Origin of the sequence: Lentzea sp. NPDC092896, assembly GCF_044754905.1 — a bacterium.
In the GTDB taxonomy this organism is placed as follows: domain Bacteria; phylum Actinomycetota; class Actinomycetes; order Mycobacteriales; family Pseudonocardiaceae; genus Lentzea.
Genome location: NZ_JBIVPX010000003.1, coordinates 184,193 through 207,950, shown reverse-complemented (window position 1 = coordinate 207,950; position 23,758 = coordinate 184,193). Strand labels below are relative to the sequence as shown.

Below are 23,758 nucleotides of genomic sequence, written 5' to 3'. Positions count from 1 at the left end.
ACCCTCCTGACCTGGTCAAGGCGGTCACTCGGACGCATTGATCCACTCAGTTGGTTGGTCTGACTCCGGTCGGAGCAATCCGATCACACTGAGAGCAGACCGTTCGCCGCAGGTAGCACCCGCAACGGGCGCTTACGATGTTCGCGAACACGAGCCGGCCGGCGTAGCTCAATTGGCAGAGCACTCGCCTTGTAAGCGAAAGGTTAGGGGTTCGATTCCCCTCGCCGGCTCTATCGGAGAAGAGGGTTCGCCCAGGTGGGCGGGCCCTCGTCTCATTTCGGCCGACCACCGTTCAGCTTTTGCGGACGAGTCCGGTAAAGCCCGCGACGCTGAGCGTGGCGAACGACCAGCCGAGGATCTGCACGACCCAGCCTGCTCCTGTCGCCCACTGCCCGGCTGGTCCGTTCGCCAGTTCGCATCTCGGTGTGCCACCGAGCTTCACCAGCGGGATGGCGAGATCCGCCGCAAGACTGATTCTGTTCACAGGTGAACACGAGTCGGCGGGGCGGTCCTTGGCCGGTGTCAGGCCGTTATAGGCGTTCGTTGTCCACACGAGACAGAGCGCGAGCAGGAACGTCACGAGTAGGCCAATCACCGCCCTGGAGGGCCGGTAGCCGTAGCCCAGAGTGACGCCCAGGAACCAGTGCCACAGCTTGTTGCCGGGGTCGCCGCGGCGTCTGAGGTCCTGCTGCTGGGCGATCAGCACGCGACGGGCGGTGTGTTCGTGGCCCGCGGCGCGGTGGACGGCGGCGAGCTGTTGGTACGGCTGAGCTTCATAACCGAAGGTGTGGTCGCGCAGCATCGTGAGCCACGCGCCGGTGTCGTCAGGTGGTTCTGGATAGGTGAGGCCGTTCAGCGATGCGGTGAACGGGCCGGTGCCGATGTGCCGCATGACGCCGAGTTGGAGTGCCCGGCCAACTCTTGTGGTGAACAGGTCTACAGCGAAACCGCGGCGGTGATTGACGATCTTTTCGGGGTTGATGGCGATCTCGCCTCCGACGTCGGTGTCGCTGATTTCCAGCGCGGCACCGAACGACTTTGCTTCGATGTGCGAGCCCGTGACCAGAAGGCTGCCCTCGACAGCCGCGCGGTGCACCACCACCGCCCGGCCGCTTCGGTTGCGAATCGACCCACGGATCCAGAGGTCTCCGCCCAATCTCGTGTTGACGAGTTCGACGGCGGCATCGGTGCTGTTCGTCAAGGCGTTGAAGCCGCGATCGAGCGTTATGCCGGAGCGGATGTGCGCGCCGCTGCCGCGCAGGGCGATGCTCGCCTCACTGCGCAACACGGTGCCGGTGAGCTCTATCCCGCGCGCCGTCGCGTCGATGAAGGTCAACGCGTCTCCGTTGCCCCTCGCCCGTGCGAAAGCGTCGTGCAGCCTGATCACGCCACCGATCCGAGCACCATCTAGGTAGATCGCGTCGTCGCCGGCGTCCACGACAGCGTTGTTGAGCATGAGGTCCATGCCGATCTCGCAGTTGTCGAGCCAGCACCCGATTTCCTCCGAGGTGACGAACACGCCGTTCATCCACACGTCGCGGCTGACGTGCATACCGCCGCCACTGAGTCCGCGGATGCTGCTTCCGGTGAGCAGCAGCGGCCCGTCGATCCGTGCGTTGTCCAGGTCGAGTAGCCCGGTGCAGCGGACGTCCCGCATGGCGAGGTAGCTCGTGTGCAGACCCTCGGCGTTGACGCCGGGCATCGTCGAGTCGTCAAGCGACAGCCCGGGAACCTTTGTGTGGAACAGCGACAGCGGCTCCTCGAACAGACAGTCGTCCAGCAACAACGGGTTCGGTGACTGGAAGAAGTCGAGAGCGAGCTGGTCGGTGATCCGCGCACCGGTCACCTGAAGCCCCACCGGACCGAGATCCCTGGACTGCAGCAGGTTGTGGATCGCTCCGGCCCGCAGGACGTTGTCGCCGCGCCGCGAGAGGTCAAGCACCTCACCGGCCTCGGCGGCGCGGATCATGTCCTGCTCTGTCTCGTTAGGACGTGACATTGTGGGACCCATGTCCTACCTCGCGGATAGCGCGCGCTACGACCAGATGACGTACCGGCGGACGGGACGCAGCGGCCTCAAGCTGCCCGCCATCTCGCTCGGCCTTTGGCACAACTTCGGCGGCGACCGGCCCTACGAGTCGGGTCGCGGGATCGCGCGGAGGGCGTTCGACCTCGGTGTCACGCACTTCGACCTCGCCAACAACTACGGTCCGCCCTACGGCTCGGCGGAGATCACGTTCGGGCAGATCCTGAAGGATGATCTCAGGCCGTACCGCGACGAGCTCGTCATTTCGACGAAGGCGGGCTACGACATGTGGGCCGGGCCGTACGGGGAGTGGGGCAGCCGCAAGTACCTGCTCAGCTCTCTCGACCAGTCGCTGACGCGGATGGGCCTCGACTACGTCGACATCTTCTACTCGCACCGGTTCGACCCGGAGACGCCGCTCGAAGAGACGATGGGCGCGCTCGTGTCCGCGGTCCAGCAGGGCAAGGCGCTCTACGTCGGCATCTCGTCGTACTCGCCCGCCAAGACCCGCGAGGCCGCCGAACTGCTCCGGTCCGCCGGTGTGCCGTTGCTGATCCACCAGCCGTCGTACTCGATGCTCAACCGCTGGATCGAGCCGGAGCTGCTGGACGTGCTGGAGGAGGTCGGCGCCGGCTGCATCGCGTTCTCGCCGCTCGCGCAGGGCATGCTGACCGACCGCTACCTCGACGGGGTTCCCGAGGGCTCGCGCGCGTCGCAGGGCAAGTCGCTGTCGACGGACCTGCTGACCGAGCAGAACCTCAGCCGCATCCGGTCGCTCAACGAGATCGCGAAGTCGCGCGGCCAGTCGCTGGCCCAGCTCGCGCTGACCTGGACGATCCGCGACCCGCGCGTCACGTCGGCGTTGATCGGCGCGTCCTCGGTCGGGCAGCTGGAGCAGAACCTCGCGGCCCTGCAGGCGCCGCCGCTGACCGACGACGAACTCGCCGAGATCGACAAGTACGCCGTCGAGTCGGGCATCGACCTGTGGGCGACGAGCTCGCAGGCCGACTAGGTCACGGCCGCCGGGGGAGACGGATCGTGAAGACCGTCGACCCCGGCCGGCTGGCCAGCTCGATCGTGCCGCCGTGCGCCTGCACCAGCGACTGGACCACGGCGAGGCCGAGACCGCTGCCGCCGCGCTGACGGGTCCGCGAGTCGTCCACGCGGTAGAACCTGTCGAAGATCCGCGCCTGGTCGGCCTCCGGAATTCCGGGACCGGTGTCGCTCACCCGGATCACCGCCCAGCCGTTCTCGGCCGTCACCTTCAACGACACCGCGGTGCCGGCGGGCGTGTGCACGGCCGCGTTGGTCAGCAGGTTGTCGAGCACCTGCCGCAACCGAGTCGGGTCGGCGGTCATGGTCACCGTGTCGGCGTCGACGTCCAGCACGTGCGACGGCCTGCCCGCGCGGAACGCGTCGGCCGCCGCCTCCGCGATCACCGACAGGTCCAGTTCTTCGGGCCGCAGCGGTGGTTCGGTCGCCGCGGAGTCCAGGCGTGCCAACAACAACAGGTCGTCGAGCAGCACGCTCATCCGTGATGCCTCCGACCGCAGCTTCTCCAGGTGCTTCTCGCGCTCGCCCGGTTCGTTGGCCGCCGCGTACTTGAACAGGTCCGCGTAGCCGCGCAACGACGTGAGGGGTGTGCGCAGCTCGTGCGAGGCGTCGGCGATGAACCGGCGCAGGCGTTGTTCGGCGGCCGTGCGTGCGACCAACGACGTGTCGATGTGCGCGAGCATCTTGTTGAACGCCTCGCGCAGCTCCTCGACCTCCACGCCGCCGCCTCGGCTGTCCACGCGCACGGCGAGATCGCCCGAATCGGTCAGGTCGTGCGACGAGATGTCGTGCGCGGTGTCGGCCATGTCCGACAGCGGCTGCATGCCCTTGCGGATCAGCGCCTGGCCGCCCACCACCAACGCGACCAGCGCGGCCAGGAACGCGATCACGCCGACCGTGACGAGCTGGGAGATCGTGCCGTCCCTGTCCTGCATCGGGGCCGCGCTGACCACGATGTACTCGTCCTTGATGACCTGGCAGGCGCGCAGCCGGAACTTGCCCTCGTCGCGCAGGTACTCGGTCTCGAACTTGTCGGCGGTCAGCGCCTGCTTCGCGAGTGCGTCGAACTCCTCGCGGTCCTGCGGCTGCTGGTCGCCGGGCAGGGGCGTGACGCCGCCGTCCTCGATCTTGTAGACGACCGCGAACCAGTCCGGCGGGATCTTGGTGATCTTGCCGTAGTACTCGACCTCCTTGGCCGCGCCCTGCTGGCTGATCACCATCTGGTCGTCGAGGCGGCGGTCGAGGAAGTCCTTCATCGACGTGACCATGACCCAGCCGACGATCACGAACACGGTCAGCGCGAGCGCGCCGAGGCCCAGCGCGAGCCGGGTGCCGAGCCGCCAGTCGCGGACGGGCTTCAGTCCGAACCTCATCGCGGGCTCACTCGGCTGCTCGGCGGAGCACGTACCCCACACCGCGCACGGTGTGGATCAACGGCTCGCGGCCGTCGTCGAGCTTGCGGCGCAGGTGGGAGATGACCAGCTCGACCACGTTCGAACGGCCGCCGAAGTCGTACTCCCACACGTGGTCGAGGATCTGCGCCTTCGTCAGCACGGCCGGCGAGCGCCGCATCAGGTACCGCAGCAGCTCGTACTCGGTCGGCGTCAGCGTCACGAGCTTGCCGCCGCGACGGACCTCGCGGGTGTCCTCGTCCATCACCAGATCGGACACCTTCAGCACCGAACGCTTCCACGACGGACCCGTCGAGCGGCGCAGCACGGCCCGGAGCCGGGCCATCAGCTCCTCGACCGAGAAAGGTTTCACGAGGTAGTCGTCGCCGCCTCTGGTGAGTCCCGCCACCCGGTCCGCGGTGCCGTCACGAGCCGTCAGAAAGACCACAGGGACCATCGCCCCTGCCGCCCGCATTCGATCAAGAACGGTGAATCCGTCCAGGTCAGGCAGCATGAGGTCGAGTACGACGATGTCCGGCTGGAACTCGGCGGCCTCCCTCAGGGCCTCCTCACCGTTGAGCGCTGTCGCGGCCTGCCAGCCCTCGTACCGGGCGACCGTCGCGACCAGGTCAGCGATGTGCGGCTCGTCATCTACGACGAGCAATCGAACCGAGTTCCCCTTGTCCACGTGCTCATGGTGCGTCACCTGGTGGCTCCGCCGCTCGATCGACAGGAAGTCGACAGCGGGTGCAAAGCGGAGCCACAGCTCGAACACCAAGTATCGAGATCGACCGACAGAGACCGCCCTGACCGAGGAGCCCGCCGTGACGACCACCCTGCAGCATCCCGTGCGACCGGCTCCGGCCGGCCGGGCGACGCCGCACAAGGTGCTGGCCAAAGCCGGCCTGTACGTGTTCCTCCTGGCCAACGCGGCGTTCGTGACCTACCTGTTCAACGCGGCGGGTGTCGGTTCGAACAAGCTGGTCAACTTCGGCCGGCTGGCGGGCCTGTACGGCGCGCTCGCGATGGCGTTCCAGCTGCTCCTGGTGGCGCGGCTGCCGTGGCTCGACCGGCGCCTGGGCATGGACAAGCTCACCTCGTGGCACCGCTGGGTCGGCTTCACGATCTTCTTCACGCTGATCGGGCACCTGGTCTTCATCGCGTTCGGCAACGCCGGCGCCGAGGGCCCGATCGCGGAGGTCGTGCGGCAGGCGACCGAGTTGGAGGGCATCCTCCGCGCACTGGTGGCGTGGGCGATCATCATGGTCGTCGGCACGGTCTCGGCCCGCTTCGCGCGGCGCCGGATGGCCTACGAGACCTGGCACTTCATCCACCTCTACACCTACGTCGCGATCTTCCTGGCGTTCTCGCACCAGGTCGCGGTCGGCAGCACGTTCCGCAAGTCCGCGCTCGCGACCGGCTACTGGTGGGGCCTGTGGGCGTTCGCGCTCGGGTCCGTGCTGGTCGGACGCGTGGTGCTGCCCTTCTACCGCAACTGGAAGCACCAGTTCCACGTCGCCGCCGTCGTGCCGGAGGCGCACAACGTCGTCTCGGTCTACATCGAGGGCAAGGACCTCGACCAGCTCGGCGCGAAGGCCGGCCAGTTCTTCCTGTGGCGCTTCCTGACCAAGGACCGCTGGTGGCAGGCCAACCCGTTCTCGCTGTCCGCGGCGCCGAACGGCAAGTACCTGCGGCTCACCGCGAAGGCCCTGGGCACCGGCAGCGCGGACATCCGCAACATCAAGGTCGGCACCCGCGTGTTCGCCGAGGGCCCGTACGGCGCCTTCACGACCATGCACCAGACCAAGCCCAACGCGCTCCTCGTCGCGGGCGGTGTCGGCGTCACGCCGGTCCGCGCGCTGCTGGAGGAGATCAAGGGCCACGTCGTGGTGCTCTACCGGGTCAGCGACCCGCGCGAGGCCGTCCTGCTGCGTGAGCTCGAAGGCCTCGCCAGGGCGAAGGGCGCGGTGCTGCGCCTGGTCACCGGTTCGTCGAAGACCATCACCGCGAACGGCCCGTTGCTCGGCCCGGAGAACATCGCCGCGCTGGTGCCGGACGTGCAGGACCGCGACATCTTCATCTGCGGCCCGAACGGCATGACCGACGCGGTGATCACGAGCCTCGACGAACTGGGAGTGCCCGCCAACCAGATCCACGCCGAGCGCTTCGCTCTGGCCAACTGAGAGGGTCCGACGACGTGAAGAGGGCAATTCCCGTTCTGGCACTGAGCGTGGCCGGCCTCGTTCCGGTCTGGATCTACTCGCCGGGTGCGGCGCACGAGGGCGAGATCAACGAGGTCGCGGCGGCGCCGACCCAGGAACAGCAGCAGCAGACCACCCAGCAGACGGTCCCGAAGACCACCGGTTCCGCGCCGAAGACGACGGGCGCCGCGCCCAAGACCACGACCCAGCAACAGCAGACCCAGCAGCAGGCCCAGAACCGCACCGTGCCAGGGCCCGCGGTGAACACGTCCGAGGGCACCGTGCAGGTGCAGGTGACGCTGCAGGGCACCAAGATCATCGACGTGAAGGCGTTGCGGGCGCCCAACAGCGACCCGACCAGGATGGCGTTGCCGCTGCTGAAGCAGTCGGCGCTGAAGGCGCAGAGCGCGGACATCGACACGGTCTCCGGCGCGACCGCGACCTCCGAGGGCTACAAGAAGTCGCTCCAGGCCGCACTCGACGGGGCGAAGTAGTGGCGGTGCGGCGCGTCGAGCACATCATGGGGCTGCCGATCTCGGTGGACCTCCGTGACGGCGACGCCGCGCTGGCCGAGCGGGCGTTCGCCTGGCTGCGCGAGGCGGACGCCCGGTTCTCGCCGTTCAAGCCCGACAGCGAGGTGTCCCGGCTGGACCGGGGTGAGCTCACCAGGGAAGAGCTCACCCCGGATCTGGTGGAGGTTCTCGCGCTGTGCGACTGGTACGAGGAGTCGACGGGCGGCGCGTTCACGGCACGGGTGCCGGGACGCGGGCTCGACCCGTGCGCGGTGGTGAAGGGCTGGGCCGTGCAACGGGCGGCGGACATGCTGCGCGAGGGCGGCGCCACGACGTTCTGCGTGAACGCGGGCGGCGACGTGGTGACGGCCGGCGAGCCCGAGCCGGGAAAGCCTTGGCGCGTCGGCGTTCGGCATCCCGATCTCGCCGACCAGCTCAGCGTCGTGCTCGGCGTGCGGGACGGAGCCGTTGCCACGTCAGCGTTGTACGAACGCGGGCAGCACATCCTGGACGGCCGCACCGGTCAGCCGGTCTCGGGAATTCTTTCGGTCACGGTTTTCTCCGACGACCTCGCGATCGCGGATACCACTGCCACAGCGGCGTTCGCGCTGGGCAGGGACGGAATCGAGTGGGCGGCGGAGCAGGAGGACTGCGAGGTCTTCATCGTCGACGAAGACCGTCGCGTCTTCTCGAGCCCTGGACTTCCCGTACACATCTGTTAACATGCTCGCCCAACGGAGCCTTGACTCCGGGGCACGTTTTCGTTGATCAAGAGCTGGATCGGAGCTCGCGCTCGGGGCAAGACCCGGCCTGCTGTTGACCAACTACTCGTGCGGAACAGCCTGTGGACGAGCGAATTCGGGAGCGCTCCCCACGGGCTGTTCCTGTTTTCCGGTGATCTCCGGGACTTCGACGTCCGCGGTGGGCACGAGCCGCGCGCCGGCGGGACCGTAGGCCGCGCGCGGTTCGGGGAAAACGAAGAGCAGCACCAGGAACAGCACCGCGGCGACCGCGATCGACAGCAGCAGGCTGACGTCGACGCCACCGGCGAGATCACCCAGCGGCCCGACGAACTGCCCCGGGATGTTCGTGAACAGCACGCCCACGACCGCCGCGACCCACCACGCCGTCATGCCGCGCCAGTTCCAGCCGTGCGCGAACCAGTACCGGCCACCGCTCTGCCGCCGGTTGAACACCTGCAGCGCCTCCGGGTCGTACCAGCCGCGCCGGGTGAACAGGCCCAGCATCATCACGACCATCCACGGGACGGTGCAGGTGATGATCAACGTCGCGAACGTGGAGATGCTGCGCACCAGGTCGAACCCGAACCGGCCGAGGAAGATGAAGACGATCGCGAGCGTGCCGACCAGCACCGTGGCCTGCACGCGCGACAGCCGCGGGAACACGCTCGAGAAGTCCAGCCCGGTGCCGTAGAGCGCGGTCGTGCCGGTGGACATCCCGCCGATCAGGGCGAGCAGGCAGACCGGCAGGAAGAACCACTGCGGTGCGATCGCGAGCAGCCCGCCGACGAAGTCCTGGGCAGCCGGATCCACATAGGACGGTGCCTTGGTCGCGATGATGCTGGCCGTCGCGAGACCGAACACGAACGGCACCAGCGTCGCGACCTGGGAGAGGAACGCGGCGGCGACCACCCGGCGATGCGGGGTGCTCGCCGGGATGTAGCGAGACCAGTCACCGAGGAACGCGCCGAACGACACGGGGTTCGACAGCACGATCAGCGCCGAGCCGATGAACGCCGGCCAGAACATGTCCTCGGTCATCGCCATGCCCGCGTACGACGGGTCGAAGTCGCCCGCGAAGGCCACCGCACCCAGCAGGAACAGCAGCGTCGCCGAGACGACCGCGATCTTGTTGACGAAGAGCATGAACCGGAACCCGTACGTGCACACGACGAGCACGAGCCCGGCGAACACCGCGTACGCCGCCGCGTAGGCGAGGGTGCTGCGCGGCATCCCGAACAGCCGATTCGCGCCGCCGACCAGCGCGTCACCGGAGCTCCAGACGGCGAGCGAGAAGAACGCCACCGCCGTCAGCAGCGACAGGAACGAGCCGACGATCCGGCCGTGTACGCCCAGGTGTGCCGACGACGAGACCGCGTTGTTCGTGCCGTTGACCGGCCCGAAGATCGCCATCGGGCACAGGATCAACGCCCCGGCGAGAACGCCGAGCAGCGTCGCGGCCAGGCCCTGCCAGAACGACAGTCCGAAGAGGATCGGGAACGCGCCGAGCACGCACGTCGAGAACGTGTTGGCGCCGCCGAACGCGAGCCGGAACAGGTCGAACGGGGTCGCGGTGCGTTCCTCGTCGGGGATCCGCTCGATGCCGTTCGTCTCTACCTGGGTCAGTGAGGGTGTCTCGGCCATGAGCGGCTCCTGACGCGGCGGGATGGTGCGCCGACGCTACAAAGCCCCGATGACCTGCGAACACTGGATGTTTCGTCCAACCTTCAACGCTCAGTTGGACGAAACATCCTGTGCTTGTGGGCCGCTGCTCCGCAGACGGCGGCGAGTTCGTCGAGAAGCCGGCACGAACTCGCGATTACGCGTACCGGTCCTCGTTGAAGTCCAGGTTCACCGCGGACATGCCCAGATCGCGGCCCATCGCGTCCAGCACGTCCACCATCTCCAGCCCCATCAGCCAGTCGCGGGGCAGCGCGTCGGTGCCGTGCAACGCGCCGAGCACGTTGCCGGTCAACGCCGCCGTGGCGTCGCTGCCGCCGGAGTGGTTGGCGGCGGCACGCATCGCGTCCACGAACTGCGACGGCTTCGGGTGCGTCAGCACGGTGTAGACCGCGATGGCCAGCGCTTCCGGGCCGGTCCAGCCGCTGCCGAGCCGGTCGACGCGCACGGGTGAAGAGCCGTCGTGGTCGTCCGCCAGCACCACGGCCCGGGTCAGCACCGTCGCCGTGTACGTGTCGTCGCGCAGCACGCGGCCGATGACCTGGTCGATCGCCTCGCGCAACGGCCTGGCCTTCACGGCGAGCAGGTGCACCAGCAACGCCAGCGCGCCGCCGGACACCCAGCCGCCCGTGCCGCCGTGCGTGAGCGCGGCGAACCGGCAGCCGAGGTCGTAGGCGATCGCGGCGGACGGCGCGAAGCCCGCGGGGGCCGTGCGCGTGACGCCGTTGCAGCCGGACGACTCGTTGTGCGGGTTCTCCGGAGTGGACGGTGTCTCGGCGGCCAGCGCGCGCAGGCAGGTCAGGCCCGGCGAGCGGCTCTCGTACAGCCGTTCGTCGGCGAGCAGTCCGATCGCGCCCCGCTCGGGCGCCGGCTGCTGCTGGGTGATCAGCCAGCGCCGGTAGCTGTGCCAGACCATCTCCGACGGTTCCCAGTCGCCGGTCCGCTTCCCGCGCACCCAGGCGCGCAGATAGCCGTCGGCGGTGAAGAGGGTCAGCTGGGTGTCGTCCGTGAAGAGCGCAGGCTTCGGTGGCCCCAGCACGCCCTCTGGGCCGTGTTCGCGCTGGATGTCGGCCCAGCCGAGGTACTGCACGGGGGCACCGAGGGCATCGCCGAGGGCGCCGCCGAGGAGACACCCGGCGCCGCGGTCAACCACGGTATTTCGATCTCGCGGCACGTGTGAACAGTAGCGTCCCGCGAACTTGGGCCGTACTTGTATCTGAGACTCGGGCTTGCGCACCTTCTGAAGTGACGAGGTCAGCGCACCGGAGGAGGGGCATGCGGAGCAAAACCGGACTCGAGTTCGGCGTGCTCGGTCCACTCCAGGTGCTCGCGGACGGACGTCTCGTCCAACTGGGCCGCCGTGGCATGCGCGGACTGCTGGCCATGCTGGTCGTCGAGGCGAACCGACCCGTCTCGATCGACCAGATCGTCGACGCGCTGTGGACGGACACGCCTCCGGCCACCGCGCGGACGATCGTGCACGGCTACGTCTCACGGCTGCGCAAGGTGCTGGAGGAGTCCGATCCCGCGGGCTCCGCGACGATCCGCACCACGCCGACGGGCTACCAGCTGGCCGTCGACCCGTGGCGGCTCGACCTGCACCGCGCCCGGCAGCTCGTGGCGTCGTCGCGCGGCAAGCCCGCCGCCATCAGGGCGGGCCTGTTGCGCGAGGCGCTGGGGCTGTGGCGCGGGCCGGTGCTCGCGGACGTGCCCGGCGACCCGATGACGTCGGATCTGGAAGAGCTGCGGCTGTCGGCGTTGGAAGAACGCATCGACGCCGAGCTCGAACTCGGCCGCCACCTGGAACTGGTCGGCGAGCTGCGCGGGCTGTGCACCGAGTACCCGTTCCGGGAACGCCTGGTCGCCCACAGCATGCGCGCCTCGTACCGGTCCGGTCAGCGTGCCGACGCTCTTGAGGCCTACCAACGGTTCCAGCGCCGCGCCGTCGAGGAGCTGGGCATCGATCCCGGCCCGCAGCTGCGGTCGCTGCACGAGCAGGTGCTGCGCGACGACCCGTCGTTGAGCGTGACCGGCCCGGTCGAGTCGCGTCCCGTAGCCCCGCGCGCCGGGATCGTGGCCCCCGCCTTGCTGCCCGCGTCCGCGTCGAGGCTGTTCGGCCGTGACGACGACAGGTCGTGGCTCGACAACGTGTGCTCGACCCGCAATCTCCTCGCCACGTCGGTGGCCGTGCTGACCGGCGCGCCCGGTGTCGGCAAGAGCGCCCTCGCGATCACGTGGGGGCACGAGAACTCCGAGATGTTCCCGCACGGCGTGCTGTTCGCCTCGCTGGGCGACACCGAGCCGGGCGAGGTGCTGACCCGGTTCCTGGTGGCGATGGGCGTGCCGGCGGACGGCGTGCCGGTCGGCGTCGAGGACCGCGTCGGGCTGTACCGCTCGCTGCTCAACCGCCGCCGCGTGCTGGTGGTGCTGGACGACGCGACGTCGTTCGAGCAGGTCCAGCCGCTGCTGCCGCCCGGTTCGGGCTCGGTGGTGCTGGTGACGTCGCGGTCCCACATGGAACGGCTCGTCGTCACCAACAGCGCCCGCGTGCGCAAGCTCGGCCCGCTGGACGACGAGGCGGCCCGTGCGCTGGTGGACGACGTGCTGGGCAGGCCGCTGTCGTCGGAGGACCCGGTGGCCGCCCGCAAGCTCGCCGAACTGTGCGGAGGGCTGCCCCTCGCGTTGCGGGTGGCCGCCGCGAAGCTCGTGATCAGTCCGGAGTGGACGGTCGAGGAGCTCGTGGGCGAACTGGCCGACGACGGGCAGCGGATGCGCGGCCTCGACCTGCCAGAGGCGGGCGTCGGGGTGTCGCGGGCGCTGGACCTGTCGACCCGCGACCTGCCGTCCGAACTGGGCGAGGTCTTCCAGTCCGTCGGCCTCGCGCCCGGCCGCTGGATGTCTCCTCACGCGGTCGCCGCGCTCACCCGCATCCAGGTCGAGTCCGCCCGATCCCGGCTGGCCCAGCTCGTCGGGGTCAACCTGCTGGTCGAACCGTGGCCGGACGGCTTCACGATGCACGAGCTGGTGCGCCTGTACGTGCGGGGAGCGGGCCGCCCGGACCTGGACTCGTTGCGGCGCCTGGTGAACTACTACCTCGTCGCGTGCGACCACGTCCGCCGCGCCATCCGACCGGCGCGTGACGGCCTGGACTTCGCCTTCGGGGACAACGGTTCCACGGCGTTGCCGGCGTTCGGCGACCCCGTCGACTGGTTCGACCAGGAATGGCCCAACATCGTCGCGGTCGTGCACGCGTCCGCCGAAAGGGGCCTGCACGACCAGGTGTGGCAGCTCGTGCGACTGCTGCACCCCTACGCGACCGTGCGCGCACTCACCGGCGAGTGGGTGGCGTTGGTCGGGTTCGGCCTGGCCGCGGCCGAGGTGACGGGGAGCCGCCTCGGACAGATCCTCATGCTGGACACGACCTACACGACGAACGCCCGGCTGGGACGTCCTGTCCTGCTGCCGGACGCTCGCCGCGCGCACCGGCTCGCGACCGAGCTGGGCGAGCGCCAGTACCTGGTGCTGACGCTCGCCCAGCTCGCCGACGTCCTGTTCCGCCTGCAGCAGCACGACGAGGCGCTGCTGCACTTCTGGGAGTCCGTCCAGCTCGCGCAGCAGTCCGGCGACATCGTCGGCGAGGCGCACGGGCTCAACAACGTCGCACAGGTCGAACAGGCCCGCGGCCACGTGGAAGTCGCGCTGCAGCACCAGGCCCACGCCGTCGAGGTGTACCGGCGGTCAGGCGACAACGTGGCGTTGATCCGCGGTCTCGCCAACCTCGCCGAACTCCACCTGCAGGCCGACTCCCTGGACCAGGCCGAGACGCTGGCCCGCCAGGTCGTCGACCAGGCCGTCGTGGCGGAGGTCACGTACCTCGAGGGCTTCGGCAGGCACGTGCTCGGCGGAGTGTTGCTCCGGCGGGCGGAATGGGTTGCTGCAGCAGCGGAATTGACGGAGGCGCTGCGCCTGTACGCGCAGGTCAACTCGGCCCGTGCGGTCGAGGTGCGGGCCGCTTTGGACTCACTGTCGTCCGAGGTTTAGCGGACGTTTAGTCGTCTGGTCCCAAAGCATGGGATGTTGGACTAGCAGGCCGCCGAGTGGGGGATTACCGAGGGGGTAAGGCGCCTGCTTCTGGAGGGCCCGACCGGCACTCGGGGGAGAATGCCGGTCGGGCCTTCCTCTTTTCGCCGGGCCACGTGGAGCCGAGCCACTAGCCTGCGGTGCATGGGGGAAATGACGAAGTGGGCGGTGCTGCGGGCGAACGCCCTGGGCGCCGCGTGGGCGGCGATCAAACGAACCGGTCTTCCGCGGGGCGGCGGTCCTGCCTGCGTGCTCGGTGACCTGGGTGCGGAGTCCGGCGCAGTGGCGCTGACGGTCGACGACGGCCCGCACCCGCGCTGGACACCGCGACTGCTCGACCTGCTGGCGCGTCAGGAGATCCGGGCGACGTTCTTCCTGATCGGGAGCGAGGTCCGGGCCCACCCGGGACTGGCCAGGCGGATTGTCGCCGAGGGGCACTCGGTCGGCAACCACACGATGCACCACCGGCAACCGTTCGCCGCCCTGCCGAAATCGGTGCTGGCAGGGGAGATCTCGGACGCACAGCGGTGCATCGAGGACGTGACGGGAACGACGCCGAAGTGGTTTCGCGCGCCCTGCGGCAACTGGTCGCCGCTGGTGCTGCGACAACTCCGCGCGCACGGGCTCAGGCCCGTCGACTGGAGCGTCGATCCGAAGGACTGGGACGAACCAGGCGCCGGGCACGTGGCGCAGGTGATCGCCGGCAGCCGGCCGGGGGACATCGTGCTGTGCCACGACGGAGGTGGCGATCGGTCCGGCACGGTGGCGGCGCTGAGTCAGGTGCTGCCCGTGCTGCGGGACGGAGGAACGCGGTTCACGGCGCTGTGAACCGCCCGCCTCAGGCCGTGCGCAGGATCGACTGGTAGAGCCCGCGCAGTTCGGGACCGGGCTCGGCGCCGACGGCATCGATCATCCGGCGCCGAGCCGTCTGGTAGCAGTCGAGTGCCTCGGCGTTGCGGCCGTTGTGCCGCAACACCACCATCAGCCTGCCGACCAGCGGCTCGGCCAGCGGTTGTGCGGACAGAGCGTCCTGCAACCGGTTGACCGGTTCCTCGGTGTTGCCGAGCCGCACCTGGACGTCGGTCCACTGCATCAGCGCTGTCACGCGTTGCCGCGCGGCGGACTCCCGCAGTTGCACGACCCACGTGCCGGTCAAATCGGCGAGCAGCGGCTCGGCGGACAGGCGCAGTGCCTCGTCCAGCCTCGCGGCGAGCACTGCGTCCGGTGTTCTCACCGCAGGTGACATGCGCAGCAGCAGACCGAATTCGTGCAGATCGACGTGGAGCGGGCCGGACAGCACATAGCCACCGGCTTTTCTCTCGATCGTCAACTGTGGTGCGGTCATGCGCAATTGCCGTCGCAACCGCGCCACATAGGTGTAGACGACGTTGTTGACCTCGTTGGGCGGATTACCGTCCCACACGCGGTCGATCAGCGCGGACTTGTGCACCGGATGACCTGCACTGGCCGCGAGAACAGCCAGCACCGTTCGTTGCCGGGCCGGCCCCAGATCGACCTCGTGGCCACGTACCTCCACACCAACAGGTCCGAACAGTTTCACTTTCACAGCCGCGATTCCCCCCAGAATTCGATGCGCCCGCCGGTAACTCTGCCACTTTCCGCCGACAGTTCCTCTCCGATTTGGATAGTTGTCTTCTGACCTGCGGTTCAAGATTCAGTCATGGTTCCGTCATGACCTGCCCGGCAAGGTCGGGAACAGCGGACGCCTGGGGGCTCCGCTGATCTCACTTGGGGGAGTCGAGGTATGTCCACTACCGAAGCCGCTGTGGCCGGCCCGGTGGACGGCCTGACGCGGCGGCCGCTGGTCGCCGAGGTCGTCTCGCTGGTCCGGTTGAGGCAATGGCCCAAGAACGTGTTCGCGACCGCTTTGCCACTGGTCGGTGGAGGATGGACGGTGACGCCGACGCTCGTCAGAACCGGGTGGGCGGTGCTCGTGTTCACCTGCTGCTCGGCCCTGATCTACGTCGTCAACGACCTGCTCGACCGCGAGCGGGACCGGATGCACCCGGTGAAGCGGTTTCGTCCCATCGCCTCCGGCCGGGTGTCGGTGCGCGGCGCGCTGGCGCTGAACACCGCGATCGCGGCCGTGCTGGTGGCGGTGCTCGCGGCCGGGCCGTGGCGCACGGCGTGGCCCGCGGGGATCTACCTCGTGACCAGCGTGTCGTACAGCCTGTGGCTCAAGCACATCCCGATCGTCGACGTCTTCGTGGTCGCCAGCGGGTTCGTGCTGCGCGTCCTGTTCGGCGCGGTCGTGGCGGGTCTCGCGCTGTCGAACTGGTTGCTGCTCGGCGTGCTGTCCGTGTCGTTGCTGCTCAGCATCGGCAAGCGCAGGGCGGAACTCGCTGTGGCGGGTGAGACGGCGTTGTTGCACCGGCCCTCGTTGCGGGCGTACTCCACGCACTTCGCTGACCAGCTCACCCAGTTGACCGCGGTGCTGACGATGATCTCGTTCGTCGGCTACCTGCGCAGTTCCGCGGTGACGCAGCCGTTCGGCGAGATCGCGTTGCTGCTGTGCACGCCGTTCGTGCTCTTCGGACTCTTCCGCTACGTGCAGATCCTCTCGGTGGAGGGCGGCGGCGGCAATCCGACCCGAATTCTGGTGCGGGACAGGGGAATGGTGGCCTCCGGCCTGCTCGCCGTCGCCGGTGTCGCGGCCGCGGCGCTGCTCACGAGCTCGCCCGCCCTGGTTGAAGCATTCGGTGCCACGTTCAAGTGAGAGGACCGGCATGGCCCGCGTCTCGGTGATCATTCCGAACTACAACTACGAGAAGACGCTCGGCGGATGTCTGCGGTCGGTCTTCGACCAGACGCTCGCGCCGCACGAGGTGATCGTCGTCGACGACGCGAGCACCGACGGGTCACGCGAGGTCGCCCGCCGCTTTCCCTGCACGCTGGTGGAAAGCGGTGGCAACGGCGGGGTGTCGGTCGCGCGCAACCTCGGCGTCGCCGCCAGCACCGGGGACGTGTTGTTCTTCCTGGACTCGGACACCGAGCTCAGCCACAACGCGCTGGAGACGGCGGTACGCATCCTCGACGAGCACCCGGAATGCGGCATCGTGCACGGGGTCATCGCCAAGGAACCGCTGTTCGGTGACGGCGTGATCGAGTGGTATCGCTCGCTGCACTCCCATTTCTGGCGCAGGCGCAGCGTCGGTGTGGTGCCGACGGCGTTCTTCGCGCTGGGCGCGGTGCGCCGCAGCGTGTTCGAGCAGGCAGGACCGTTCGACGAGACGCTGCGGGACTCGGAGGACGTGGAGTACAGCGAGCGGTTGATCGGCCTGTGCGAGATCCGGCTCACCGACGAGTACGAGGGCAAGCACGACGACGAGAGCTCCTTGCGCGCTGTGCTGTCCGAGCAGTTCCGGCGGTCGCAGCTGCTGTCCCGGTTCTCGGCGGCGCACCGGCTGCGCAGGAAGGCGCCGGGAGCGAACAGTCTCGCCGGGGTCATCGCCGTCACCGCCGCCTTCGGCGCGCTGCCGGCCGCCCTGGTGTGGCCGTTCGCGCTGGCGGTGTCGGGTGCGGCCGTGGCGGCCTTCGCGGTGGCCGACCCGAAGCTGTCCCTGTTCGTGTTGCGGCAGAGGGGATTCGGATTCCTGTGCGCGTTCACGGGGATCCATCTCCTGGTGAACGTCGCCCTCGTCGGAGGGCTCGTCACCGGTGCGCTGAAGCCACGGACGAAACGACGGCCCGCCGTGCCGGTGGCCGCGGCATGACGGCCGCGGTGGCCGAACGCCTGCGCCGTGGACCGGTGCGCACGGTGGTGACGGTGCTGTTCCTCGGAGCGGCCGCGACCGGGATCTTCCTCGCGTTGCGGTCGCAGGGCTGGGAAGTCCTCGGCACGCTCACCCGTGCCGACGCGGTGCCGTACTTGCTCGCGGCATTCGGGGCGGCGGTCCTGGCGCTGGTGCTCGGCATGGTGTCGTGGCGTGCGCTGGTGGTCGACCTCGGTCCGCCGCTGGGGACGTGGGCGAGCGCGCGGATCTTCTTCGTCGGCATGCTCGGGAAGTACATCCCCGGCCGGGTCTGGGGCCTGCTCGCCCAGGTCCAGATGGGCAGGGCGGCCGGCGTGCCCGGTCCGGTGACGACCGCTGCCTACCTGATCAGCCTCGTCGTCGTGCTGCTGACCGGGTTCGCGGTGGGGCTGCTGGTCGCGCCGAGTCTCCTGCGCGGGCAGGCGGTCTGGCTCGCCGTGCCCGTCGCGCTGACCATCGTGGTGCTGGCCAGGCCGGACCTCGTGAACCGGTGTGTCACCTACCTGTCGGTGAAGGCCCGCAGGCCGATCGAGACCGCTGACGCGACCAGTTCCGGTCTGCGCCGGTCGATCGGTGCGGAGCTCGCGGCGTGGCTGGTCGCAGGGGTGCACCTCTGGGCGCTCGCCGCGCTGTTCGGTGCGCCCGTGCTCGCCTCGTTGCCGGTGTGCGTGGGCGGGTTCGCGCTCGCCACGTCGGTCGGCGGTCTCGCGATCGTGCTGCCGGACGGGTGGGGGGCGAGGGAAGTGGTGCTGACGCTGGCACTGGCGAGCGTCCTGCCGGTGGGGACGGCGGGCGTGGTCGCGGTCGCCAGCAGGCTCGTGAACGTCGTGGCCGAGCTGGCGACCATCGCGGTGGTAGTGCTCATGGCCAAAGTCGCTGGAGGAAAAGGGAAATGACGCGCAAGTACGACCTGGCGATCGTGCTCAACTACTACTACCCGTACGTCAGCGGTCTCACCGTGACGGCCCGCCTGGTCGCGGAAGGCCTTGCCGCCCGTGGGCACCGCGTGGTCGTCGTGTGTGCCCAGCACGACCGGAAGGTACCGCTCCGCGAGACGGTCAACGGTGTCGACGTGGTCCGCTGTCCCGTCGTGCTCGGCATCAGCAGGGGCGTGGTCAGCCCGTCCTTGCCCTGGGTCGCGGCGAGGATCGCCCGCGAGTCGGCCGTGGTGAACCTGCACCTGCCCATGTTGGAGGCCGGTCTCATCGCGCGGCTCGCCGGCGGCGCGACACCGGTGCTCAGCACCTACCACGTCGACCTGTGGCTGCCCGCCGGCCTGGTGAACCGGGTCGCGGTTGCGGCGGTGGACGTCTCGTCGCGGACGGCGCTGCGCCGGTCCGCGGCCGTCGTGGTCAACAGCCTGGACCAGGCCAGGTACTCGAAGCTGGCGCCGCTGCTCGAACGGGGTGATCTGCGGCCGATTCCCGCGCCGTGCCTCGACCGGACGGGTGGCACGCCGCGTTTCCGCGACGGTGCGGGCATGCACGTCGGGTTCATGGGGCGCATCGTCGAGGAGAAGGGCATCGACGTGCTGCTCAGGGCGTTCCGCCGGATCGACGACCCGGCCGCGCGCCTGCTCATCGCGGGTGACCACGTCAACGTCGCGGGCGGCAGCGTGCTCTCTCGGTTGCGCGCCGCCATCGACGCCGATCCTCGGGTGCGGGTGCTGGGGCACCTCCGCGATGACGAGATCGCCGACTTCTACGCGTCCATCGACGTGTTCTCGCTTCCGTCCACAGTGGAGTCCTTCGGCATCGTGCAGGCCGAGGCCATGATCACCGGAGTGCCGCCGGTCGCGTCGAACCTGCCCGGTGGCCGTTATCCGGTGCAGGCCATGGGGTTCGGTGCGCTGACGGAACCACGGGACGACGTGGCCATCGCCGAGGCGTTACCGCGGCTGGCGCGGATCGGTGCGGAGGAACGAGCTGACGCGAGCGCACGGGCGTTGGCGGCGTTCGGCATCGAGAGTTGCCTCGACTCCTATGAGAAGGCCATGGCCGATGTCCGTGTGGTTCGTGAGGTGACGGCGTGAAGGTGCTGGTGACGGGCGGCGCCGGAGTGCTGGGGATCAACCTGGTGCGCCGCCTGGCGGAGTCCGGTCACGAGGTGACGAGCCTCGACGTGGTTCCCGGAGCGGGCGCGCACCGCGACGTCGTGGGCGACATCCGCGACGCCGGGCTGGTGCGCGACCTGACGCGCGGCGCCGAGGCCGTCGTGCACTGCGCGGCCGCGTTGCCGAGCCACAGCGCGGAGGAGATCAGGTCCGTCGACGTCGGCGGCACCAGGACCGTGCTGGAAGCGGCCCGGCGCAATGGAGTCGAGCGGTTCGTGCACCTCTCGTCGACCGCCGTCTACGGTCTGCCGGAGCGACGGCCCACTCCCGAGAACCACTCGCTCGACGCGGTCGATCCCTACAACCGGGCGAAGATCGCGGCGGAGGCGATCTGCGCGGAGTTCCGCGCGGACGGCATGTGCGTGCCGGTGCTGCGCCCCAAGACGTTCCTGGGGCCGCAACGGCTCGGCATCTTCGCGATGCTCTTCGAGTGGGCGCAGGAGGGCAGGAGCTTCCCGGTGCTGGGGTCCGGGGACGTGCGCTGCCAGATGCTCGACGTCGACGACCTGTGCGACGCGGTGCTCGCGGCGATGACGGGTCCGGCCGCCCAGGTCGGCGACACGTTCAACGTCGCCGCGACCCGGTTCACCACCCTGCGCGAGGAGTTCCAGTCCGTGCTCGACGCGGCCGGGCACGGAGGCCGCGTGGTGTCGGTTCCCGTGAGGCCCGCACTCGGTGCGCTGCGAGTGCTCGAGGTGCTCCGGCTGTCACCGGTCTACCAAAGGCTGGCGCACAAGCTGACCGAGGACTCGTTCGTCTGCACGGAGAAGGCGGAGCGGGTTCTCGGCTTCGCGCCGAAGTACTCGAACGTGGACTCGCTGCTGCGGACCTACGAGTGGTATCGCGAGCACGTGTGGACCAGGAAAGTCCACTCAGGACGGTCACATCGGGATCCGTGGCGGCAGGGCGCGCTGCGGCTGGCGAAGGCGCTCTTCTGATGACCGAGGTGGTCGAACGCAGGCGCTCTCGCCTGCTCGCCCGGCTCGTGATCGGACTCGTGGCGGCGTGGGCGGTCTTCGTGCTGCTGCACGAGATCTTCGACGGACGGTGGTGGTTCTGGCTGGTGCCGACGATGGCGCCGCCGCTGGTGCTCGTCGTGGTGCCGCTGCTCCTGCTGGTCGCGGTCCTGCTGATCAGGGCGGGCCGGGTGGCGTTGCTGGTGGTCGTCGCCACGCTCGTGGTGTGCGCGGACCAGTCCGGGCTGAACCCCGCCGCGGTGCTGCCGTCCCCCGCCGCCCCCGCCGACGGGGTGCGTGTGTTCACCTGGAACACCCAGTACTGGGACCAGAAGGACGATCCCGCGCACTTCTACGAGTTCCTGAAACGACAGAACGCAGACGTGTACCTGCTGCAGGAACACATTCACAGCTATGACGGGGTCATCACGCCGACGGATCAGGAGGCACGCATCCGTCAGGAGTTTCCCGGTTACCACGTGGTGGTGCGGGGTGAGCTCGTGACGCTGTCGCGGTTCCCGGTCGTCTCAGTACCTCCGATCGACGTCGACGAGGGAATGGAACACGCAGCTGAACTGATGCGTGTGGACGTGCTGACCCCGCGTGGGCCGTTGACTTTGTACAACGTGCACATCCTGGTGCAGATGGACCCGCGATCGCCGCTGACGAGCGAGTTCTACCGGTTCTTCCGGGAACGGTCGGCGGGCCGCCGGATGCAGTTCGACCAGCTGACCGGTGACATCGGGAACAACCCCGCACCGTCGTTGGTGGCCGGTGACTTCAACACCAGCCCGATCATGGGTGACATCGACCGGATGCGTGCCGTGGCGACGGATGCGATCGGTGCCAACCGCTCGCTCTACCCGGTGTCGTGGAACGCGGAGTCGGGGTTGCGGTTCTGGCGTCTCGACTGGGTTTTCACGCGCCGGCTGAAGGTGCACACCTACGAGTTCACCGATCCCGAGGGAATGTCGGACCACTATGCTCAGAGTTTGGTCATGACCGTTGAATGATGGGGGAAACGGTGTTCTGCCTGGGGACGATGTTCTTCGGTACAACGGTGGACGACGAGACGTCGTTCGCCGTCCTGGACCGCTTCGCGGAGTCGGGTGGCACGTTCCTCGACACCTCCAACAACTACGCCTTCTGGACCGACGGCGGTGAGGGCGGCGAGAGCGAGGCGTTGCTGGGGCGGTGGATCGCCGCCCGCAGCCACGAGGACTTGGTCGTCGCGACCAAGGTGGGCGCCATGCCCACGGACGTCACCCGCGGCCTGGACGCCGCGGAAGGCTTGTCCGAGAAGGTGATCCGCGCCGGTGTGGACGCATCGCTCAAGCGGCTCGGCGTCGACCGGATCGGGCTCTACTACGCGCACGTCGACGACCGTTCGGTGTCGCTGGAGGAGACCGTCGGAACGTTCGGGGCCCTCCTCACCGAGGGCAAGATCGCGCGGGCCGGCTGCAGCAACCACCAGCCGTGGAGGCTGGAACGGGCTCGCGCCGTCGCGGCCGCGCAGGGCTGGGAGGGCTACACCGCGATCCAGCAGCGCTACACCTACCTGCGGCCGAGGCCGTGGGCGGACTTCGGCGTCCAAGAACACGTGACGCCGGAGTTGCTGGACTACGTCCGCGCCGAATCCGCCGTGACGCTGCTGGCGTACTCATCGCTGGCCGGCGGCGCCTACACGCGCGCGGACAAGAAGCCGGGATCCGCATACCGGCACGAGGGTTCGCCGGCCCGGCTCGCCGTGCTGCACGAGGTGGCGGCGGAGACCGGCGCCACGGCGAACCAGGTGGTGCTGGCCTGGCTGCTCGCTGCCGGGATCGTGCCGGTCCTGGGCGTGAGCACGGTCGAGCAACTGGACGAGTGCCTGGCGGCCGCGGACGTCCGGCTCGACGCGGATCAGGTCAGGCGGCTCGACGTCGCCTGACCCGTGGGGGCGGGGCGGGACCCCGCCCCGCTCACGTGAGGCTCTCGTCGCTGCAGCGCGCGAGCGGCAGCAGTTCCGGCCTCTTCGGTGCCATGCCGTCGCCCATCGACTCGCCCCTGAGGGTGCGGCCGATCCACGGCACCACGTGCTCCCGCGCCCATTTCAGGTCGGCTTTTCGCTGGGTGACCCAGTCGATCTGCTCCAGTGCCGGCCACGGCGCGTTCCAGGAGTGGTCGTCGGTCAGCCCGAGCACCTCGGCGGTCTTGAGCGCGACCCGTTGATGGCCTTCCGGCGACAGGTGCAGCCTGTCCGCGCTCCACGCGCGACGGTCGTGCAGCGCGTGCATCGACCACAGGTCGACCATCCGGCAGTGGTAGCGCTCGGCGATCGACCACAGGTGCGTGTTGTAGATGGCGATCTTGCCCCGGAGGCTCCTGAGCAGCGGGGTGGATCGGGTGTCGAATCCGGTGAAGATCACGACGTCGCATCCGGCGGCCCTGAGGTCGGCCACCGCCACCTCGTAGACCTCGGCCAGCGCGTCCGGGTCGCTGTTCGGCACCATGATGTCGTTGCCGCCACCGCAGAACGTCACCAGGTCCGGCTTGAGCGAGATCGCGAGCGGCACCTGCTCGTCGATGATCTCCTGCAGCATCTTGCCGCGGATCGCGAAGTTGGCGTACCTGAACTCAGGCGCCTGCTGGGCGATCATTCCTGCCAGGCGGTCGGCCCAGCCCACGTAGGTGTCTCCGGGGCCGGGGTCGTCCATGCCCTCGGTGAAGCTGTCCCCCAGGGACACGAGACTGTTCCATCGCAGCAGCACAACATCCCCCTTACTCGTGCGATCCAACTGCCGGCGGGCTCCCGTCCGCAGGCGACTAGTTAGCATGCACAACGAACCGCTGGTTACGCCACCGTCGGTTACGGCATCGTAAGTTTTGTCGCAGTGGGTGACGATTCTTTTACCACTCGATCGAGCGATGCTTGAGGGTTTTCCGGGGGATTCGTCTCATTCGTCGCTACCTTCTGCCGGGTGCGTTCTGGTTTGCCGCTTCCGTTCCTTTCGTTCGGTGTAGCGCTTGTCACAGCAGGAGTGTTGGTCGCCGTCGCGCTGACCGGTCCGGCGTCGCCCGGCGCCGGCGGGCCCGCGATCCTCACGCCGCCTCCCCATTCCAATCCCGTGGTCACGCCGCGGGAGAGCGTCGCCGCGACGACCGTGGTGCCGTCCAGGTCTTCTCGATCGCCCGCAGTCTTGCCCACCGATGTTTCGTCTGATGCCCCGAACGCGGAAAACCCCCGCAGCGAC

At 69.0% G+C, this 23,758-nt stretch carries 20 protein-coding genes and 1 tRNA gene; 14 read left to right on the top strand and 7 right to left on the bottom strand.

What is annotated here, in order from left to right; all coding sequences use genetic code 11:
- Positions 1 to 157 precede the first annotated feature (157 nt).
- Positions 158 to 230, top strand: a tRNA-Thr gene (locus tag ACIQF0_RS16640).
- Between the two features lie 62 nt (positions 231 to 292).
- On the opposite strand, the gene ACIQF0_RS16635 is transcribed toward ACIQF0_RS16640, so the two are convergent.
- Complete coding sequence (locus ACIQF0_RS16635) at positions 293 to 1,999, bottom strand: hypothetical protein (protein ID WP_401030311.1); 1,707 nt, start codon at positions 1,997 to 1,999, stop codon at positions 293 to 295.
- Positions 2,000 to 2,009: 10 nt separating this feature from the next.
- Between ACIQF0_RS16635 and mgrA the strand changes: the two genes are divergently transcribed.
- Positions 2,010 to 3,038: an L-glyceraldehyde 3-phosphate reductase gene (gene mgrA / locus ACIQF0_RS16630; RefSeq protein WP_401030309.1), complete on the top strand. Its 1,029-nt coding sequence runs from the start codon at positions 2,010 to 2,012 to the stop codon at positions 3,036 to 3,038.
- Between the two features lies 1 nt (position 3,039).
- Here the strand turns inward: mgrA and ACIQF0_RS16625 are convergent, their stop codons facing one another.
- Together ACIQF0_RS16625 and ACIQF0_RS16620 are read right to left on the bottom strand one after the other, a co-directional pair.
- A complete protein-coding gene (locus ACIQF0_RS16625) occupies positions 3,040 to 4,452 on the bottom strand; it encodes a sensor histidine kinase (protein ID WP_401030307.1) in 1,413 nt (470 codons plus the stop codon).
- A 7-nt stretch (positions 4,453 to 4,459) separates the two neighbouring features.
- Entirely contained in the window at positions 4,460 to 5,158 is a 699-nt protein-coding gene (locus tag ACIQF0_RS16620; protein ID WP_211335635.1) for a response regulator transcription factor, read from the bottom strand.
- A gap of 136 nt (positions 5,159 to 5,294) precedes the next feature.
- Here ACIQF0_RS16620 and ACIQF0_RS16615 point away from each other — a divergent pair, with 136 nt between their 5' ends.
- Genes ACIQF0_RS16615 through ACIQF0_RS16605 form a run of 3 tightly spaced genes read left to right on the top strand, consistent with a single transcriptional unit; the run spans position 5,295 to position 7,905 of the window.
- Entirely contained in the window at positions 5,295 to 6,653 is a 1,359-nt protein-coding gene (locus ACIQF0_RS16615) for a ferric reductase-like transmembrane domain-containing protein (RefSeq protein WP_401030306.1), read from the top strand.
- Positions 6,654 to 6,667: 14 nt separating this feature from the next.
- On the top strand, positions 6,668 to 7,165 hold the full coding sequence (locus tag ACIQF0_RS16610; protein ID WP_401030304.1) for an FMN-binding protein: 498 nt from the start codon (positions 6,668 to 6,670) through the stop codon (positions 7,163 to 7,165).
- A 5-nt stretch (positions 7,166 to 7,170) separates the two neighbouring features.
- On the top strand, positions 7,171 to 7,905 hold the full coding sequence (locus ACIQF0_RS16605; protein ID WP_401030302.1) for an FAD:protein FMN transferase: 735 nt from the start codon (positions 7,171 to 7,173) through the stop codon (positions 7,903 to 7,905).
- Between the two features lie 102 nt (positions 7,906 to 8,007).
- Here the strand turns inward: ACIQF0_RS16605 and ACIQF0_RS16600 are convergent, their stop codons facing one another.
- Positions 8,008 to 9,567 (bottom strand): purine-cytosine permease family protein, encoded by a 1,560-nt coding sequence (locus ACIQF0_RS16600; protein ID WP_401030300.1) that lies wholly within the window; start codon positions 9,565 to 9,567, stop codon positions 8,008 to 8,010.
- Positions 9,568 to 9,742: 175 nt separating this feature from the next.
- Positions 9,743 to 10,756: an ADP-ribosylglycohydrolase family protein gene (locus tag ACIQF0_RS16595; RefSeq protein WP_360048675.1), complete on the bottom strand. Its 1,014-nt coding sequence runs from the start codon at positions 10,754 to 10,756 to the stop codon at positions 9,743 to 9,745.
- Between the two features lie 122 nt (positions 10,757 to 10,878).
- Here ACIQF0_RS16595 and ACIQF0_RS16590 point away from each other — a divergent pair, with 122 nt between their 5' ends.
- Complete coding sequence (locus tag ACIQF0_RS16590) at positions 10,879 to 13,644, top strand: BTAD domain-containing putative transcriptional regulator (protein ID WP_401030298.1); 2,766 nt, start codon at positions 10,879 to 10,881, stop codon at positions 13,642 to 13,644.
- A gap of 183 nt (positions 13,645 to 13,827) precedes the next feature.
- Positions 13,828 to 14,511, top strand: coding sequence for a polysaccharide deacetylase family protein (locus tag ACIQF0_RS16585; RefSeq protein ID WP_401030296.1), 684 nt, complete (start codon positions 13,828 to 13,830; stop codon positions 14,509 to 14,511).
- Positions 14,512 to 14,521: 10 nt separating this feature from the next.
- Here the strand turns inward: ACIQF0_RS16585 and ACIQF0_RS16580 are convergent, their stop codons facing one another.
- Complete coding sequence (locus tag ACIQF0_RS16580; RefSeq protein ID WP_401030294.1) at positions 14,522 to 15,250, bottom strand: BTAD domain-containing putative transcriptional regulator; 729 nt, start codon at positions 15,248 to 15,250, stop codon at positions 14,522 to 14,524.
- Between the two features lie 198 nt (positions 15,251 to 15,448).
- Here ACIQF0_RS16580 and ACIQF0_RS16575 point away from each other — a divergent pair, with 198 nt between their 5' ends.
- The 7 genes from ACIQF0_RS16575 to ACIQF0_RS16545 are packed head-to-tail and all read left to right on the top strand — an operon-like array spanning position 15,449 to position 22,455.
- The gene (locus ACIQF0_RS16575) at positions 15,449 to 16,420 is read left to right on the top strand and encodes a UbiA prenyltransferase family protein (RefSeq protein WP_401030292.1); all 972 of its coding nucleotides are present in this window, start codon (positions 15,449 to 15,451) and stop codon (positions 16,418 to 16,420) included.
- 10 nt (positions 16,421 to 16,430) lie between these two features.
- Positions 16,431 to 17,417 (top strand): glycosyltransferase family 2 protein, encoded by a 987-nt coding sequence (locus ACIQF0_RS16570; protein WP_401030291.1) that lies wholly within the window; start codon positions 16,431 to 16,433, stop codon positions 17,415 to 17,417.
- Positions 17,414 to 18,352: a lysylphosphatidylglycerol synthase domain-containing protein gene (locus ACIQF0_RS16565; RefSeq protein WP_401030289.1), complete on the top strand. Its 939-nt coding sequence runs from the start codon at positions 17,414 to 17,416 to the stop codon at positions 18,350 to 18,352. The genes ACIQF0_RS16570 and ACIQF0_RS16565 overlap by 4 nt, the downstream gene beginning before the upstream one ends.
- The gene (locus ACIQF0_RS16560) at positions 18,349 to 19,488 is read left to right on the top strand and encodes a glycosyltransferase family 4 protein (protein ID WP_401030287.1); all 1,140 of its coding nucleotides are present in this window, start codon (positions 18,349 to 18,351) and stop codon (positions 19,486 to 19,488) included. The genes ACIQF0_RS16565 and ACIQF0_RS16560 overlap by 4 nt, the downstream gene beginning before the upstream one ends.
- Positions 19,485 to 20,507 (top strand): NAD-dependent epimerase/dehydratase family protein, encoded by a 1,023-nt coding sequence (locus ACIQF0_RS16555; protein ID WP_401030285.1) that lies wholly within the window; start codon positions 19,485 to 19,487, stop codon positions 20,505 to 20,507. Before ACIQF0_RS16560 ends, ACIQF0_RS16555 begins: the two co-directional genes overlap by 4 nt.
- The gene (locus ACIQF0_RS16550; protein ID WP_401030283.1) at positions 20,507 to 21,538 is read left to right on the top strand and encodes an endonuclease/exonuclease/phosphatase family protein; all 1,032 of its coding nucleotides are present in this window, start codon (positions 20,507 to 20,509) and stop codon (positions 21,536 to 21,538) included. The genes ACIQF0_RS16555 and ACIQF0_RS16550 overlap by 1 nt, the downstream gene beginning before the upstream one ends.
- The gene (locus ACIQF0_RS16545) at positions 21,538 to 22,455 is read left to right on the top strand and encodes an aldo/keto reductase (RefSeq protein WP_401030281.1); all 918 of its coding nucleotides are present in this window, start codon (positions 21,538 to 21,540) and stop codon (positions 22,453 to 22,455) included. The genes ACIQF0_RS16550 and ACIQF0_RS16545 overlap by 1 nt, the downstream gene beginning before the upstream one ends.
- A 31-nt stretch (positions 22,456 to 22,486) precedes the next feature.
- Here ACIQF0_RS16545 and ACIQF0_RS16540 read toward each other — a convergent pair whose 3' ends face one another.
- Complete coding sequence (locus ACIQF0_RS16540) at positions 22,487 to 23,275, bottom strand: SGNH/GDSL hydrolase family protein (RefSeq protein ID WP_401030279.1); 789 nt, start codon at positions 23,273 to 23,275, stop codon at positions 22,487 to 22,489.
- Positions 23,276 to 23,758: the final 483 nt, after the last annotated feature.

Coding starts and splice junctions, on each gene's coding strand:
- ACIQF0_RS16635 (WP_401030311.1), bottom strand. CDS start 1,999: ATGTCACGTCCTAACGAGACAGAGCAGGACATGATCCGCGCCGCCGAG.
- mgrA (WP_401030309.1), top strand. CDS start 2,010: ATGTCCTACCTCGCGGATAGCGCGCGCTACGACCAGATGACGTACCGG.
- ACIQF0_RS16625 (WP_401030307.1), bottom strand. CDS start 4,452: ATGAGGTTCGGACTGAAGCCCGTCCGCGACTGGCGGCTCGGCACCCGG.
- ACIQF0_RS16600 (WP_401030300.1), bottom strand. CDS start 9,567: ATGGCCGAGACACCCTCACTGACCCAGGTAGAGACGAACGGCATCGAG.
- ACIQF0_RS16590 (WP_401030298.1), top strand. CDS start 10,879: ATGCGGAGCAAAACCGGACTCGAGTTCGGCGTGCTCGGTCCACTCCAG.
- ACIQF0_RS16585 (WP_401030296.1), top strand. CDS start 13,828: ATGGGGGAAATGACGAAGTGGGCGGTGCTGCGGGCGAACGCCCTGGGC.
- ACIQF0_RS16575 (WP_401030292.1), top strand. CDS start 15,449: ATGTCCACTACCGAAGCCGCTGTGGCCGGCCCGGTGGACGGCCTGACG.
- ACIQF0_RS16570 (WP_401030291.1), top strand. CDS start 16,431: ATGGCCCGCGTCTCGGTGATCATTCCGAACTACAACTACGAGAAGACG.
- ACIQF0_RS16565 (WP_401030289.1), top strand. CDS start 17,414: ATGACGGCCGCGGTGGCCGAACGCCTGCGCCGTGGACCGGTGCGCACG.
- ACIQF0_RS16560 (WP_401030287.1), top strand. CDS start 18,349: ATGACGCGCAAGTACGACCTGGCGATCGTGCTCAACTACTACTACCCG.
- ACIQF0_RS16550 (WP_401030283.1), top strand. CDS start 20,507: ATGACCGAGGTGGTCGAACGCAGGCGCTCTCGCCTGCTCGCCCGGCTC.
- ACIQF0_RS16545 (WP_401030281.1), top strand. CDS start 21,538: ATGGGGGAAACGGTGTTCTGCCTGGGGACGATGTTCTTCGGTACAACG.